Annotated in this window: 15 protein-coding genes; 10 read left to right on the forward strand and 5 right to left on the reverse strand. The window is 36.1% G+C overall.

Going from position 1 to position 13,088, the window contains the following annotated elements; translation table 11 throughout:
• Nucleotides 1-21: 21 nt before the first annotated feature.
• The gene (locus tag NMK93_RS09290; protein ID WP_254526957.1) at nt 22-1,158 is read right to left on the reverse strand and encodes a hypothetical protein; all 1,137 of its coding nucleotides are present in this window, start codon (nt 1,156-1,158) and stop codon (nt 22-24) included.
• Nucleotides 1,159-1,426: 268 nt separating this feature from the next.
• Here NMK93_RS09290 and NMK93_RS09295 point away from each other — a divergent pair, with 268 nt between their 5' ends.
• The 3 genes from NMK93_RS09295 to NMK93_RS09305 all read left to right on the forward strand — a co-directional run bounded on the left by NMK93_RS09295 (nt 1,427) and on the right by NMK93_RS09305 (nt 3,208).
• A complete protein-coding gene (locus tag NMK93_RS09295; RefSeq protein ID WP_254526958.1) occupies nt 1,427-1,933 on the forward strand; it encodes a hypothetical protein in 507 nt (168 codons plus the stop codon).
• Nucleotides 1,934-2,111: 178 nt separating this feature from the next.
• Complete coding sequence (locus NMK93_RS09300; protein WP_185216138.1) at nt 2,112-2,981, forward strand: SPFH domain-containing protein; 870 nt, start codon at nt 2,112-2,114, stop codon at nt 2,979-2,981.
• A gap of 38 nt (nt 2,982-3,019) precedes the next feature.
• Entirely contained in the window at nt 3,020-3,208 is a 189-nt protein-coding gene (locus NMK93_RS09305; protein ID WP_185212039.1) for an Arc family DNA binding domain-containing protein, read from the forward strand.
• A gap of 16 nt (nt 3,209-3,224) precedes the next feature.
• Here the strand turns inward: NMK93_RS09305 and NMK93_RS09310 are convergent, their stop codons facing one another.
• The gene (locus NMK93_RS09310; RefSeq protein ID WP_185212040.1) at nt 3,225-3,524 is read right to left on the reverse strand and encodes an LPXTG cell wall anchor domain-containing protein; all 300 of its coding nucleotides are present in this window, start codon (nt 3,522-3,524) and stop codon (nt 3,225-3,227) included.
• A 311-nt stretch (nt 3,525-3,835) separates the two neighbouring features.
• Between NMK93_RS09310 and NMK93_RS09315 the strand changes: the two genes are divergently transcribed.
• The 7 genes from NMK93_RS09315 to NMK93_RS09345 all read left to right on the forward strand — a co-directional run bounded on the left by NMK93_RS09315 (nt 3,836) and on the right by NMK93_RS09345 (nt 10,953).
• The gene (locus tag NMK93_RS09315) at nt 3,836-4,822 is read left to right on the forward strand and encodes a PLP-dependent cysteine synthase family protein (protein ID WP_185216139.1); all 987 of its coding nucleotides are present in this window, start codon (nt 3,836-3,838) and stop codon (nt 4,820-4,822) included.
• The gene (locus NMK93_RS09320) at nt 4,809-5,855 is read left to right on the forward strand and encodes a DUF6695 family protein (RefSeq protein WP_254526959.1); all 1,047 of its coding nucleotides are present in this window, start codon (nt 4,809-4,811) and stop codon (nt 5,853-5,855) included. Before NMK93_RS09315 ends, NMK93_RS09320 begins: the two co-directional genes overlap by 14 nt.
• Before the next feature lie 16 nt (nt 5,856-5,871).
• Nucleotides 5,872-6,240: an aspartate 1-decarboxylase gene (gene panD, locus NMK93_RS09325; RefSeq protein WP_093096189.1), complete on the forward strand. Its 369-nt coding sequence runs from the start codon at nt 5,872-5,874 to the stop codon at nt 6,238-6,240.
• A gap of 323 nt (nt 6,241-6,563) precedes the next feature.
• Nucleotides 6,564-7,238, forward strand: a complete 675-nt coding sequence (locus tag NMK93_RS09330; RefSeq protein WP_254526960.1) for a hypothetical protein — start codon at nt 6,564-6,566, stop codon at nt 7,236-7,238.
• A gap of 25 nt (nt 7,239-7,263) precedes the next feature.
• On the forward strand, nt 7,264-9,294 hold the full coding sequence (locus NMK93_RS09335) for a hypothetical protein (protein WP_185216141.1): 2,031 nt from the start codon (nt 7,264-7,266) through the stop codon (nt 9,292-9,294).
• A 3-nt stretch (nt 9,295-9,297) separates the two neighbouring features.
• Nucleotides 9,298-10,617: a hypothetical protein gene (locus NMK93_RS09340; protein ID WP_254526961.1), complete on the forward strand. Its 1,320-nt coding sequence runs from the start codon at nt 9,298-9,300 to the stop codon at nt 10,615-10,617.
• A gap of 141 nt (nt 10,618-10,758) precedes the next feature.
• Entirely contained in the window at nt 10,759-10,953 is a 195-nt protein-coding gene (locus tag NMK93_RS09345; protein ID WP_237219458.1) for a hypothetical protein, read from the forward strand.
• A gap of 527 nt (nt 10,954-11,480) precedes the next feature.
• Here the strand turns inward: NMK93_RS09345 and rplI are convergent.
• Genes rplI through rpsF form a run of 3 tightly spaced genes read right to left on the reverse strand, consistent with a single transcriptional unit; the run spans nt 11,481 to nt 12,569 of the window.
• Entirely contained in the window at nt 11,481-11,924 is a 444-nt protein-coding gene (gene rplI, locus NMK93_RS09350; protein WP_185212046.1) for a 50S ribosomal protein L9, read from the reverse strand.
• Nucleotides 11,925-11,937: 13 nt separating this feature from the next.
• On the reverse strand, nt 11,938-12,201 hold the full coding sequence (rpsR, locus tag NMK93_RS09355; RefSeq protein ID WP_093096199.1) for a 30S ribosomal protein S18: 264 nt from the start codon (nt 12,199-12,201) through the stop codon (nt 11,938-11,940).
• Nucleotides 12,201-12,569 (reverse strand): 30S ribosomal protein S6, encoded by a 369-nt coding sequence (rpsF, locus tag NMK93_RS09360; protein ID WP_185212047.1) that lies wholly within the window; start codon nt 12,567-12,569, stop codon nt 12,201-12,203. The genes rpsR and rpsF overlap by 1 nt, the downstream gene beginning before the upstream one ends.
• Nucleotides 12,570-13,088 lie beyond the last annotated feature (519 nt).

The raw sequence follows: 13,088 nt of genomic DNA on the forward strand, positions 1-13,088 counted from the left end.
GAGCTTTTGTGGTTTAAAAAACTATAGAAGCTCTTTTTTTTGACTAAACTTTATTTTACTCTGTAGGTCAGGACTGTCCAGTTTGATGAAGCATTGATTGAGTGCATTTTTTAAAAACTCACCACGAATTACCTTCTCCTTGATTTTCAAAACGTTTGTTCTGATTTCTTCATATTCAGTGAGCGTAATATCGTCTAAAATTTGCTCAATGTCCTTTAAGCTTTTTATCGTACGGCCAAGATTATGCTCTTGAACAAATTTTGCCATGGCCGATTCTTCCCAGACGATGACGGGCAGACCTTGAGATAAGTATAATGATATCTTATGGGGGGTGGAATATTTTAAATATTGACCAGCCAGACCGGTACAGGTTTTTGTACTGTCTCCTTCCCAAACCAATCCAAATGAAATGCCACTGACGTCCATGGTTGGATCACTAGGGTCGAATACACCTAAATATTCCATATTCTTATGCAATTCCACTGGTTCTAAATGTATGCCATACAGCTTCGTTTTGAACTTAGGCTTCCATTTATAGATGAAGGCTGCTTTTTCTGGGGTTAAGTTCCCCCCGAAAACAATATTCTTTTCCAATATCGCTGTTCCAACACCTGAAGGTTGATGGTTTGGATCGAGCCTGAAATCAAATAATTCTAAATCTACGACCTTATCAGCTGCGATATGATTGCTTATTAGCCATTTGGACATTTCCGCATTCTGCGAAATCAATACATCTGCAAAATCTAAATATTTAATCTCTAGCTCTGGGTCGATTTGCCCAATTCGCCTGATGGAATCTAAATCGATTATCATCATGATGATCCTCAAACCTTTATTAAGTTTTGCCTTATATAGGCTAGAATAGACGGCTTTAGCCACTTCAAACAAGCTTTCAAAGGGAATCAGGACCATGATCACGTCATTAGAGTCCAATTCTCCTATATATTTTTTGAAGGCAAGGTAATTGGCATAATTTGCATATCGTCTAGAAATTATCCTTTTCAACCTGTATTTGGAATCTTTTAACGTGATCTTATAAAATTCATAGATATTGGAATCAGATAGGTCTGACTTGATGGTTTCAAAAACATCGTATCTTGCTTTAAAACCAGCATGAAAATCTTTATAATATAAATCATTGATAATGTGGAAATTCATATGTCAATCTATCAATAAAATGAATTTTAATAATTGTCGCCTCAAACCTTACACTTTACAATATTGTTAAATTTTTCTCGGTATTTAAAATTATATTAAAAATTCTCTTATTATTAAAAATACTTGGATATCAAGCCTTTGAGATAATTGTGTGTTAATTTTAAATAAATTCTCCCCATTCAAAGCCTAGATGAATTCTTGAACTGCTATATTTTTCAAACAAATTTGCTTTCCAATCATTTAATGGATATAAAATATACATGACACAATGAAAAAACTATTTATACCAATCATCTTGAATGCACTGCTACTTGCTTCCTGTAGCAATAATGCCGGTTCGAAGCAAGATGGGAATGCTATCAATGACAGCATAATCGAAAAGTCTGAAGCAAACAGGGAACTTGTTCCATTTGTATTAGGCGAAAATTATTTTGTAAAAAACACCGTCTCAGAGGATAAAAATGGAGCCCACAAAATTGAAACTCAAGAAGCTTTTGATGAATTCTTTTCGCCAGCAGCAACTATGGGTGATTCTGGAATGCCCAGTAATATCGATTTTGATAAGCAGTTTGTTATTGCGATCATTTCAACGAGCTCGGATTTAAAACCTAGCATTGATTCCATTTCTTTGAATAAAGAAGGAGCAGAGTTATTGCTGAAATATAAAGAGTCTTTCGGCGAAAAACAGAGTTTTACCATGCGTCCTATGGCCATATTAATCGTTGACAAGAAATTTGATGGCGTATTGAAGCCTGAGGTAATGAGTACGTTATAAGACCTAAACATATTCAACCATAGCTGAATACCTATTTAAAAGCTTTCTATAAATAAAAAAGAGGCTCCTTTGAAAATACTTTTCAAGGAGCCTCTTTTTTTTGATATTTTCTTGGAAATATGAAAAGAATATTCTCTATATTTATGATATCAAAATAATATCATAATAAATCATAATTATGGAAAAGATCATTAAACCAACATCAGGCTATTTAGCATTAGGGATATTGTTTTTAAGCCTTCTAGGAATTATTTTCTCATTTATTCAGATAGGCTCACATGGGCAGATTGGATATGTACCAGTCTTGGTGATCCTGTTCATTGTTTTTATAGTAATCGTGAAAGGGTTGATCATTGTCAATCCAAACCATTCCCGTGTTTTGAATCTATTTGGTAAATATGTTGGCACCATCAAGGCAAATGGTCTGTTTTTTATCAATCCATTCTATACGGCGCAGAAAATTAGCCTTAGATCAGAAAACTTACAGGGCCAGACCTTGAAGGTGAACGATAAATTGGGTAATCCAATTGAGATTGCGGCAGTAATCGTTTGGAAAATTGGTGATACCTACAAGGCGGCTTATGAGGTACAGAGCTATATGGACTACGTGAGGGTTCAGAGCGAAGCTGCTGTACGACATCTTGCCGTAAGTTTTGCCTATGATAGTTTTGAGGATGAGAATGCTGACCTAACCTTGAGAGATGGGGGTGAAGATGTCAATAAAATCTTGGAATCCGAGCTGTCAGCACGTCTATCCAAAGCTGGGGTAGTGGTAGAAGAGGCTAGGATTACGCATCTGGCCTATGCACCAGAAATTGCAGGGGCAATGTTGCAGCGTCAACAGGCTTCAGCAATTGTAGCTGCCAGAGCAAAAATCGTTGAAGGTGCTGTCGGTATGGTTGAAATGGCACTCCAAAAGCTATCGGACAAGAATATTGTGGAATTGGACGATGAGCGAAAAGCTGCGATGGTCAGTAATTTGATGGTGGTTCTCTGTGGAGAGAAGGCCGCACAACCTATTGTAAATGCAGGAACCCTTTATAATTAATTTAAGAAGGAGTAATTCCGGATAGTTAAGAAAGATTTATGAAAAAGAGTTTTGTGATCAGGGTAGATGAAGAAACCTTTAAGCTATTGGAAGCCTGGGCTCAGGATGAATTTAGGAGCGTTAATGGACAGATAGAATTTCTGATCCATCAAGGTTTGCAGAAATCTGGCCGAATGAAAAAAACAAAAGCAAAAAACACAAATGGATCAGTTGATGAAAGCAACTGATCCATTTCACATATTTTTAGTCCCTCCGGATATATTCTCTGTCATCATCCGACATTTCATCATCATTCCCTAAAAACAATTGATCTTCGGTAGGATTCACCGTATTGGTAATCCCATATTCCTTTGGGTGCTTGTTCTTTCTTCTAAATAGAATAGCACCGACAATGACCCCTAGAAGAAAAAATATCCCTAGAATAATCAATTTCGAAGTGCGGATGTCCCCAAATAGCCAAAATGAAGCTTCCTCTTTATTGTTGAAAAGGACAATGGCTAATAAGGCCAATAATACGGCGATTACAATGGTCTTTGGTTTCATATCGATAATATTAAAGGACAAAACTATAAAAATAAGCTAGGATTTCAATTTTTAGTAACAATATGCTTGCTCTAAATCTTCAAGTGATAGACTTTATTAAAATTTATCGTAATTTTATTTAGTTTCCTAATATTAAAAGTTTGAGATAGTTTTTACTGGCAGTTAGGTTCTAAGCTGCAATTTTTTAGCCATTTTGGTTTTTATAAATTCTGTTAATGAACTTTTTGGCACGTTTTAGGTTAATACAGTAGAATAATCTTGAGTATATTGACGTTAAATTATTATAAACTAAATACTAAACAAAGGGAATATTGATAAAGGATTTTATTGGGAATACACCGTTAAGAAGGGAGGATTTTTTATCCAAGAAATATGGAACAAACATCTTAATCAAGGAGGAGTTCTATAATCCTGGAAAATCATCTAAAGATAGGGCCGCATGGTTTATGGTTGAAGATGCCATTAAGCGCAATAAAATTGTTGAGGGAGGCACATTTGTCGAAGCAAGTAGTGGTAATACCGGTATTAGCATCGCTCTGATCGCAAAAGAGCTTGGCTATAGGTCGAAGATATTTGTTTCTGCCAGTTGTTCTGATGAAAAGATTAAATTATTGGAGAGCTATGGTGCAGAAATTGAACGATGCGATAATTCCAATGGTTTGCATGTTTTCAATTCCACTCAATATCTTGCACAGGCTTTTTGTTCCAACAATCCCAATACCTATTTTACGAACCAATACTATAACTCAAACAACATCAAAGCACATTATATTACAACAGGACCGGAGATTTGGCTGCAGACAAATACTGCAGTCACCCATGTTTTGGTAGGTGTTGGTACAGGTGGTTCCATTTCAGGAATTGGAAGGTATTTAAAGGAGCGTAATCCCGCGATCAAGATCTGGGGGGTTGAACCAAAGAATTCCGTCTATCATCTGTTTATGGACAATAAACCAATCCCTGAGGAAGAAGTCCGTTTTGATGCCATAGAAGGTATTGGCCGGACATTTATTCCAGGAGCATTTGACAAACAAGTAGTCGATCATATCTTTCAAATCGGAAAAGATAAATCAGAAGCCATCGCCCATCAATATCTGGAGGAATGTGGTGATTTATTGGGGTTTTCAAGTGCAGCGGTCTTGGCCACTTTGGATGAGAACATTGAAAGAATGAATTTAAAAGAAACGGATCAAGTGGTCTTGTTTTTTCCAGACCATGGTACTCGCTATATTAACAAGTTATATCAGGATTTTTATCCTCAACCTAAGGTAAAGGAAAACTATAATGCATCAATATAATGATATCGCAATTCCAATAGCTTGGCCCGACCAAACGGCGAGGGGTGATGAGTTATGGATGGCCATATTAAAGAAATTAGGGATAGTAAAGAACCTTAATTTCAAGGTAGGGCATGCAGCAATAGTTTTAATTGAAAGAAAGTCTGGAGATCTCAGGTATTTTGACTTTGGACGTTATATCGTTCCTCGAGGATTTGGAAGAGCGCGATCCAGTGAGTTTGATCCAAGGTTGGAGTTGCACAGTAAAGCTACCTTTTCGGAAGACAATCAATTGATGAATTTTGAAGAGATCCTCATCGAATTGTCCAAAAAAGAATCTGCTACCCATGGGGCAGGCCGGTTGTTATGTTCAATCGCCGAAAATGTTTCCTTTCGGAAAGGAGTAGAATATGCCGAATCCCTGGTAGATAAGGGACCTATTTTGTACGGAGCCATCGCTCCGAATAATAACAGTTGTTCACGGTATGTAGCCCAGATCTTGGTCAATGCGATGGAAAAGAATGATCCGCGCTGTAATAAAATCTTTTTTCCGGAATGCCTGAAGGCAAGTCCTACCAGCAATGTTGTCAATGCTGTTGATGATAATGAGATCTATTGTTTCCACAATGGCGTTTTGGAAAAGAAAAGGATGGGACGTTGGGAGTCATTAAAATTCCAGGTCGATCTCTTGAAACCTAATTTCTTGAAATCAAGGTCGCATGAAGTTCCTGATGATCTTTTATTGGGTTTTATCGAAGAACCTAAAAGGCCAAAGGACCTTCCGAACAAGGCAGAGTGGCTTGGTGGATTGGGTGAAGGTTGTTGGTATTCCATTTCAGCAAATCTAGATGAAGCTGAAATAAGTAAGTTCAACCATAAAGGAGAGGTTGAATACTCCGTAATCGGAACTACAGATGCTGCATACAGTGATTTACATGATTTTAAGTTTAGTTATCATGTTCACCATAAAAAGCATCTCGTTAAACAGAATGATAAGGAAATGGTGTTTAAGACACTAGATATTAATAATTTAAATTTAAAACAATCTATCTAAAAAAGTATAATAAGAAATGGAATTAAAAATTTTAAAAGCAAAAATTCATACCGTAAAAGTAACAGAGGCAAATGTGAGCTATAATGGTTCTATCACCATTGATGCAGATTTATTGGATGCTGCTGGTATTGTAAAATATGAGCAGGTATATATCAATAATGCTGTAAATGGTAGTCGTATCATGACTTATGTCCTTCCTGGCAAGAGAGGAAGTGGCGAAGTATGTATGAATGGTGGTGCAGCATTACATGCTAAAGTAGGCGACACTGTACACATTCTTTCTTTTGTGAACTTAAGTCCTGAAGAGGCAGAAACCTATCAACCGACTTTGGTCTTTACGGAAGGTAATAATGAAATTAAATCTGTAGAGAAATATAACTACTAAGATTTAACCATACAATTTATTAGGCTGTCTACATTTTGTAGATGGCCTTTTTTATTGGTTATTGCTGATATTCGTGATATTTGTATGGCGAGAGGCTGGCGCTTTTCATACATTGTCAATTTTTGTCATTCTATGATTTAGCTAATATAATGCTCGCCTTAAATATTGTTTTTTTATATAATTATTGCATCCTGATGCTTGCAGGATGAAACTTTAAGCATTAAGTTTAAAAAATCACTGAAATCAGTGAAGGATATGTGTTTTTAAGTTGATAATTTCGAAGACTTAAAATTTGGATTGCTAATACTATTAATATGTTGAAAATGATCAGGAAAATCGGGTTACTTGTTATTAGTTCTATTTTTTGTTTATTGCTGAGTTCTTGTTTTGATGTTGTGGAAGAGATCAACATGAAAAGTAATGGCAGTGGATCTATCGTAGGGACACTGAACATGAGCAAGAGCCGTACAAAGGTATCATCCCTAATGAAGTTGGATAAGATAGATGGGTTCAAGATCCCAAATCAGGCTGAGATCAGAAAAGAAGTGGCTACCATCGTTCAGTTATTAAAGAATACCAAAGGGATCAGTAACGTAGATTATAAGCTTGATTTTAATAATTATATAGCGAGTGTGTCCTGTGATTTCCAAAATGTGCAGGCCTTAAATTCCTATACAGAAACACTCTCTAAACATTTCAAGACCAAATTAAACACTTACTCGAGCTATAGTTTTAATCCAAGTAATAAAACCTTTGTGCGTAACTATAAGTATAGTACCGAGGCAAAAAAAGAGTTTGACAAACTAAAGCCTGAAAATCAAAAATCATTCGATCAGGCATTTTACACCAGTATTTATCGTTTTCAAAATCCTGTCATCAAACAGGACAATACGAGCGGTAAGGTTTCAGGCAACAAGCAAGCTGTGATGGTCAAGGTTTCCGTTCCTAGCTTAATTAATGGTAAAGCCAACCTATCTAACAATATTGTCCTTAAATAATTTAAGAATATCTAATAAAACATATATGAATAACTTGAAACTTGCCATCGCCTTATTGGCAGTAAGTCTGGGAGGGAATGTATATTCGCAAGATCTCTTGTCAAAGGTTCCTGCTGAATCTAAAGTGGTGGTCGCATTGAATGGAAAAGGATTTTTCAAACATGCGAGTGCCCAACAATTGAACGAAATCTTGAAAAGAGCTGGTCTGTTTAAAAAAATTGCAGAAGACAACAGTAAATTTCAATCTGAAAATATCGAAGAGTTAGGAATCGATATCAATGCAAAATCTTATTTGTATACCAATGTCAATGATAGCATGCAGTTCTTCGGAGCTATGATGCCATTAAAAAATAAGGCTCAATTTGAATCGATCTTTCCTGAAGAGTATACTATCGATGTACAGGGTGACCTAAATACCATCTATAGTGAAGATAGGACACTCCGTATCAGTTGGAATCAAAATACCATTTTTCTTTTAGCTGGTGTGCCCATGGACAACTATTTCAGCCGTGAGGACATCAAACAGAAATTTGGCCTTTTGGAATTGCCCGAGTATGATTACGCGGCGGAAGACTATGACTATGATTATGATGGAGTGGATTCAGTAGCAGTGGCAGCTGATAGCACCTTGGATTGGGAAGCTTGGGCAGAAGCTGCGGACACTGTGTATCAAATTGAGGAAGAAGCTCCAGTAGAAAGAGATACATCAGATCTGTATAGTTTGCCATTGCCTCCCGAAAAAGTGGCTCAACCTGGGGAAGAAGGTTATATCGCTCCACCGATGGTACCGGATGAGTTTACTTACGTGGATTCCGTTTTAGAAAAGGATGAATATCAAGACGATTATTATCTAAAATACAGCGAGACATCGAATCATAATGACTCCATTAAGAATATTTTTGCCAACCAAGAAGTCAATAACCTAATGGATCGAATTATTGCCGGAAATATTAAAAGCTATAAATCGAAAAAGATGACTTCTATGAAAGATAATGAACTGCTTAGAATTGAAATAGGTTCATTAGACAGCTTAATGCATTTTTATTACCCTAGAAACCTTCTTTATGGTTATATGAGCGGACAGCCAGCTTTTGACTATGGATACGAAAGCATCAACAGTACTGTTGTTGTTGACGGAAATAGGATGAAGATCCTTGGTGATGTCAGCTTTGATAAGGAGATGACAAGGTACTATAAGGAAATGTACAATAAAAAAATCAATCCTAAGTTTGTAAACTACTTAAATGACGATGCTTTAGGATTCCTTTCGATCAACCTTAATACCGAAGCTTACTTGAAGCACATGCCTAGGATCGTACAGCGCGTTTATGGTGGTATGGATGGTAAAGTTGAGAAGATCATTGATCTGTTTACCACAAGTATGGAGATTATTGTTGATGAAAAAGCAGTTGCCAAAGTATTTAAAGGAGATAACCTGTTTATCTTGAATGGAATTACCCAAAAAGAAGTGAAATATATTGACTATGAATATGATGATGATTACAATTATCAAGAGATAGAAAAAACCAAAATGGAGAAAATCCCGAACTACCTGTGGATGTTCTCTTCCGATGATACTCGCATATTTGAAAAAATCTTTGCTATTTTAGAGATTGAGAACAATATGGTAAACCATGATGGAATCTATGAGATTGTTGGCGGAAAGGTTGATGAATTTGCTCCATACATCCTGATCCAGCAAGGGATTGTTTTCTTGGGCAATGATTTAGAGCAGATGAAACAGATCAAGGATAAAACCTTTAAAGGAAACCCAGGAAGATTTGCTGCAATCGCCAAGAAAAATAAATTCTCCATGTTGTTCAACACTAAAAAGGTTCCAAGTATGGTCGATGATCTAGATCTTCCGGTACATCGTTCGATGGAGAGTGAATTGAAAGGTCTGTCCGAATATGGTGATATCTATATGATCAGCAATGGATTGAAAGGCAAGAATTTTACATGGGAAGCCGGTGTGGATTTTCCTAAGACCGGAAAAAATGCTTTAGATTTCTTGCTCAATTCTATGGACCGTGTCAGTAAATCGTTAAATGATTAACCTATGGGTTGGATAAAAAAAACAATAGTATTTATATTAGGACTTATAGCCGTATTGGCTATAAGTTTTTTTGTTTTTAAGTATTATAGATCTTCAAAAGCAGAAAACATTAAAATCCCTGAAAATTCAGTTTCAGTAATTCGATTGGATGTGGATGGTCTTCTCTTGAAGATGCTCAAGAATTCCCTTTCCAATTATTCGGAATATTACGGCTCCAAACAGGATACCAGTACAATAGGGGGTAAAGCCAAGTTGTGGAATATAGGAGTACACATACCTGGTAAATTATATATGTTTAGTTTAAGTGATACTTCACATCATTACTATGCAGTTTTGGAAGTAACGGATAGGGCAGATATCCAAAATTTTCTAAAAGGTCAATTAGGATTAAGCCAAGATTCCGTTTTCCAAGGTTTGGAAAAAGGGCAGGAGCTATATTCCAAAAAGCATGTACAGGCTCTCTTTGATGATCAAAGATTGATATTATCATTAGGAAAAGACCAGCAAGCTGAAACCATGTTAACATTGTTGAAATCCGACCAAGGTGAGTGGGTTTATGCCAATGAGTTTGGCAAAACGCTGAAGGAGATCCAAGATACTGATATGAGCTTTGTGGACAAGAAAGACAATTGGGCTACTGTTAATTTTCAAAATGGAAGATTTGATATTGATGCCTTTGTAAAATCCTCTTTATTGGGTTTTCCATCAAAGCCTGTCCAAGCCGTGATACCTGAAGACAACGTGCTTTATATGGCCTTAAACTCTGATCTTTCCCTTATTTTGAAGGATAAAAAAGCCGAACTGGAAAAATTAAAACTACCGGTCGATAGTATCTATAAGTATGTTGGGAATTTTGCAACAATTGAATTGAAGGATAAAGAAGTGCTGGAGTCTGATACCATCATTACCTATGATTATGATGATAATTTTGAGATGACCGAGAAAAAGGAAATCAATCAGGTTGAAGTTCCTTCATTAACCTTTCAAGTTATGGCCTCCCCACATTTATTAGGATATCTTCCAGAAAAGATGTTCTATAAGTTTGGCAAGGACTTTCATAATGGTTTGATAAGATTGAGTACAGATCCTGCAGCATTTGGCCAAAATATTGATCTGCAGCCATCACCTAATGTATTTATATTGAGCTACCAGAAAAAACCTGTTTCGGCGAAATACTTAGGCTGGTTACCGAATTATGATAAAATCTTAAAAGGGGATCTGAACGGTATCGCTGAGGGATCAAATAGCCTACGTTTAAAGGGTGGATTTGCATTTGAAAACTCTGCGATAAATTCTTTTTATCAAATTATTGGGTCTAAGTAAAGTGTTGATACTCAATGTTCAAACAATTAATTATTAATGCTTTATTAAAAATTTAAACTTTTGGCTTAGATTTTGGTCATATATAGCGAACAACATGAATATAGTATGAAAAGATTTTTGGGATTATTATTAGTAGCATTTATGGCATTTAGTGTATCAGCATGTTATACACACCATCATCATCCGCATGGAATGCCTCCAGGACAGGCTAAGAAGAAATACGGTGGTAAATCCGCAAAACGTTATGCACCTGGTCAACAAAAGAAAAAATACAAAGGTAATAAAGGCAGACATAATCATCCTGGACATAGGGTAGATGTATTGTGGCAATATTAACCAATAGGAATTAGTATCGGAAATTTAGCATTTCCGTTAAAAATAGGATTCTTCAAGCCCTTCTTAAATATATGAGGGGCTTTTTCTTTGCCATTGAATTAATTGCATTGGTGAATATTCTATCCGATTATTGGGAATTCAAACTGTTCTTGCATCCCATTCCAACGATATATTCCGCTAAAAAGGTACTTTTGAATAGGAAATAAATGGATTGAAATATGGGTTTTACTCGAGACTTATTCGAGGCATATTCGAGAATAGATTTGCTTGTATTGCGAAAATTCGGAATGTGTCTCGAATGAGGTCAATATTAAATCCATTTAGACTGCTCTTTCAAAAAAAATATGATGAAAGATCCTCAATAGCAAATGTCCCTTTAATAATTAGGATAGATTAGGTAATTGATCAGTTGGCTCCGGTTAATTGAAAGCCATGCGGTCTAAATACTAAATACTTGCTACTAAATACTGACAATAAAAAAATCCCCGTTATCATTTGATAACGGGGATTTTTTTATTGTTAAATGCTTACTCAGCGATAACTTCGAAAGGGATTTGTACTTTTACTTCCTTGTGTAAGTTCAAGTTAGCGATGTACTCACCTAATTGCTTAGGTTCAGTTTCGAAAGTGATACGACGGCGGTCAACTTCATAACCTTGCGCTTTAAGAGCGTCAGCGATTTGAATACTGTTAACTTTTCCGAAGATCTTGCCAGACTCACCAGCTTTAGCACCAATAGTTAATTTTACTGATTCTAATTTACCAGCTAATTCAGTAGCATCTTTTTTGATTTTCTCTTGTTTGAACTGAGCTTGTTTGATATTCTCAGCTAACACTTTCTTTGCAGAAGGCGTCGCCATTACTGCAAATCCTTGAGGAATTAAGTAGTTACGGCCGAAACCTGGTTTTACTACTACGATATCGTCTTTCTCTCCAAGGTGTTTAACATCTTGTTTTAATATAACTTCCATTATCGTATCCTCCTTATTTTAATGAATCAGTTACGTAAGGCATAAGTCCGATAATACGCGCACGTTTAACGGCTTGAGCAACTTTACGTTGAAATTTCAGTGATGTTCCAGTTAATCGACGAGGTAAGATTTTACCTTGATCATTTACGAACTTCAAAAGGAAGTTAGCGTCTTTGTAGTCGATGTATTTAATACCGTTCTTTTTGAAGCGACAGTATTTTTTACGGTTGTCCTCTACTTTAGGAGCAGTCACGTATTGGATGTTTTCGTTTGCCATTAGTTTGCTACCTCCTCAGTTTTAGTTTCTGCCTTTTTGTTGAATGCACCGCTACGTTTTTTCTCGTTGTAAGCCACTGCGTGCTTATCTAGAGAGATTGTTAAGAAACGCATCACGCGCTCATCACGTTTGTATTCAACCTCTAATTTTTTGATTAATTCACCTGGAGCCTTGAATTCAGTTAAGTGATAGAATCCAGTTGTTTTTTTCTGGATCGGATACGCTAATTTTCTCAAACCCCAATTATCTTCAGCGATAATTTCGGCTCCGCCTTCTGTCAAGATGTCTTTGAATTTTGCGATTGCTTCTTTCGCAGCATCTTCTGAAAGCAACGGGGTAAGAATGATTACAGATTCGTACTGTTGCATTTTGTAAATAATTATGTTTATTAATTTCTATCCGTAATTATGTTAACGGAAGTGCAAAGATAGAAAAATCAATTGATTATTAAAAAAATGCTGAATTATTTTTTGTGTGGATATTTGGTAATCAATCCCTTCCAAAGCATTGTAGTCAGATGCTTACAGATAACTCTAAATTCTTGCCCAATCCCGAATCATCTTTATGGAATATTTTCATCTTTGCGCCTGAACAAACTATTAAAGAATTAATTTGGATTATATTATCAGGCTGCCCTTTTGGGCTAGGATTTTAGTCGCGGTGACTGTGGGATTGCTAATCGGATTTGTGATGTTTGAATTGATCTATTTGGGGTTAATGGGGGGGTAGATTTGAGTATTGAGATATGAGTATTCAGATTTGAGATGTGAGATATGAGTATTTAGATATCAAGCGCAAGAAAGATATGGGTATTAAGATAATAAGTGGGAAATGGATATAGAGATTTGAGATTTAATGCGGAATTAGTTTTCCGGTTAATATCTCAA

Source organism: Sphingobacterium sp. LZ7M1, assembly GCF_024296865.1.
Classification (GTDB): domain Bacteria; phylum Bacteroidota; class Bacteroidia; order Sphingobacteriales; family Sphingobacteriaceae; genus Sphingobacterium.

Coding starts and splice junctions, on each gene's coding strand:
- rplI (WP_185212046.1), bottom strand. CDS start 11,924: ATGGAAGTTATATTAAAACAAGATGTTAAACACCTTGGAGAGAAAGAC.
- rpsF (WP_185212047.1), bottom strand. CDS start 12,569: ATGCAACAGTACGAATCTGTAATCATTCTTACCCCGTTGCTTTCAGAA.
- NMK93_RS09335 (WP_185216141.1), top strand. CDS start 7,264: ATGAATAACTTGAAACTTGCCATCGCCTTATTGGCAGTAAGTCTGGGA.
- NMK93_RS09305 (WP_185212039.1), top strand. CDS start 3,020: ATGAAAAAGAGTTTTGTGATCAGGGTAGATGAAGAAACCTTTAAGCTA.
- NMK93_RS09340 (WP_254526961.1), top strand. CDS start 9,298: ATGGGTTGGATAAAAAAAACAATAGTATTTATATTAGGACTTATAGCC.
- panD (WP_093096189.1), top strand. CDS start 5,872: ATGGAATTAAAAATTTTAAAAGCAAAAATTCATACCGTAAAAGTAACA.
- NMK93_RS09300 (WP_185216138.1), top strand. CDS start 2,112: ATGGAAAAGATCATTAAACCAACATCAGGCTATTTAGCATTAGGGATA.
- NMK93_RS09345 (WP_237219458.1), top strand. CDS start 10,759: ATGGCATTTAGTGTATCAGCATGTTATACACACCATCATCATCCGCAT.
- NMK93_RS09290 (WP_254526957.1), bottom strand. CDS start 1,158: ATGAATTTCCACATTATCAATGATTTATATTATAAAGATTTTCATGCT.
- NMK93_RS09295 (WP_254526958.1), top strand. CDS start 1,427: ATGAAAAAACTATTTATACCAATCATCTTGAATGCACTGCTACTTGCT.
- rpsR (WP_093096199.1), bottom strand. CDS start 12,201: ATGGCAAACGAAAACATCCAATACGTGACTGCTCCTAAAGTAGAGGAC.
- NMK93_RS09310 (WP_185212040.1), bottom strand. CDS start 3,524: ATGAAACCAAAGACCATTGTAATCGCCGTATTATTGGCCTTATTAGCC.
- NMK93_RS09330 (WP_254526960.1), top strand. CDS start 6,564: ATGATCAGGAAAATCGGGTTACTTGTTATTAGTTCTATTTTTTGTTTA.
- NMK93_RS09320 (WP_254526959.1), top strand. CDS start 4,809: ATGCATCAATATAATGATATCGCAATTCCAATAGCTTGGCCCGACCAA.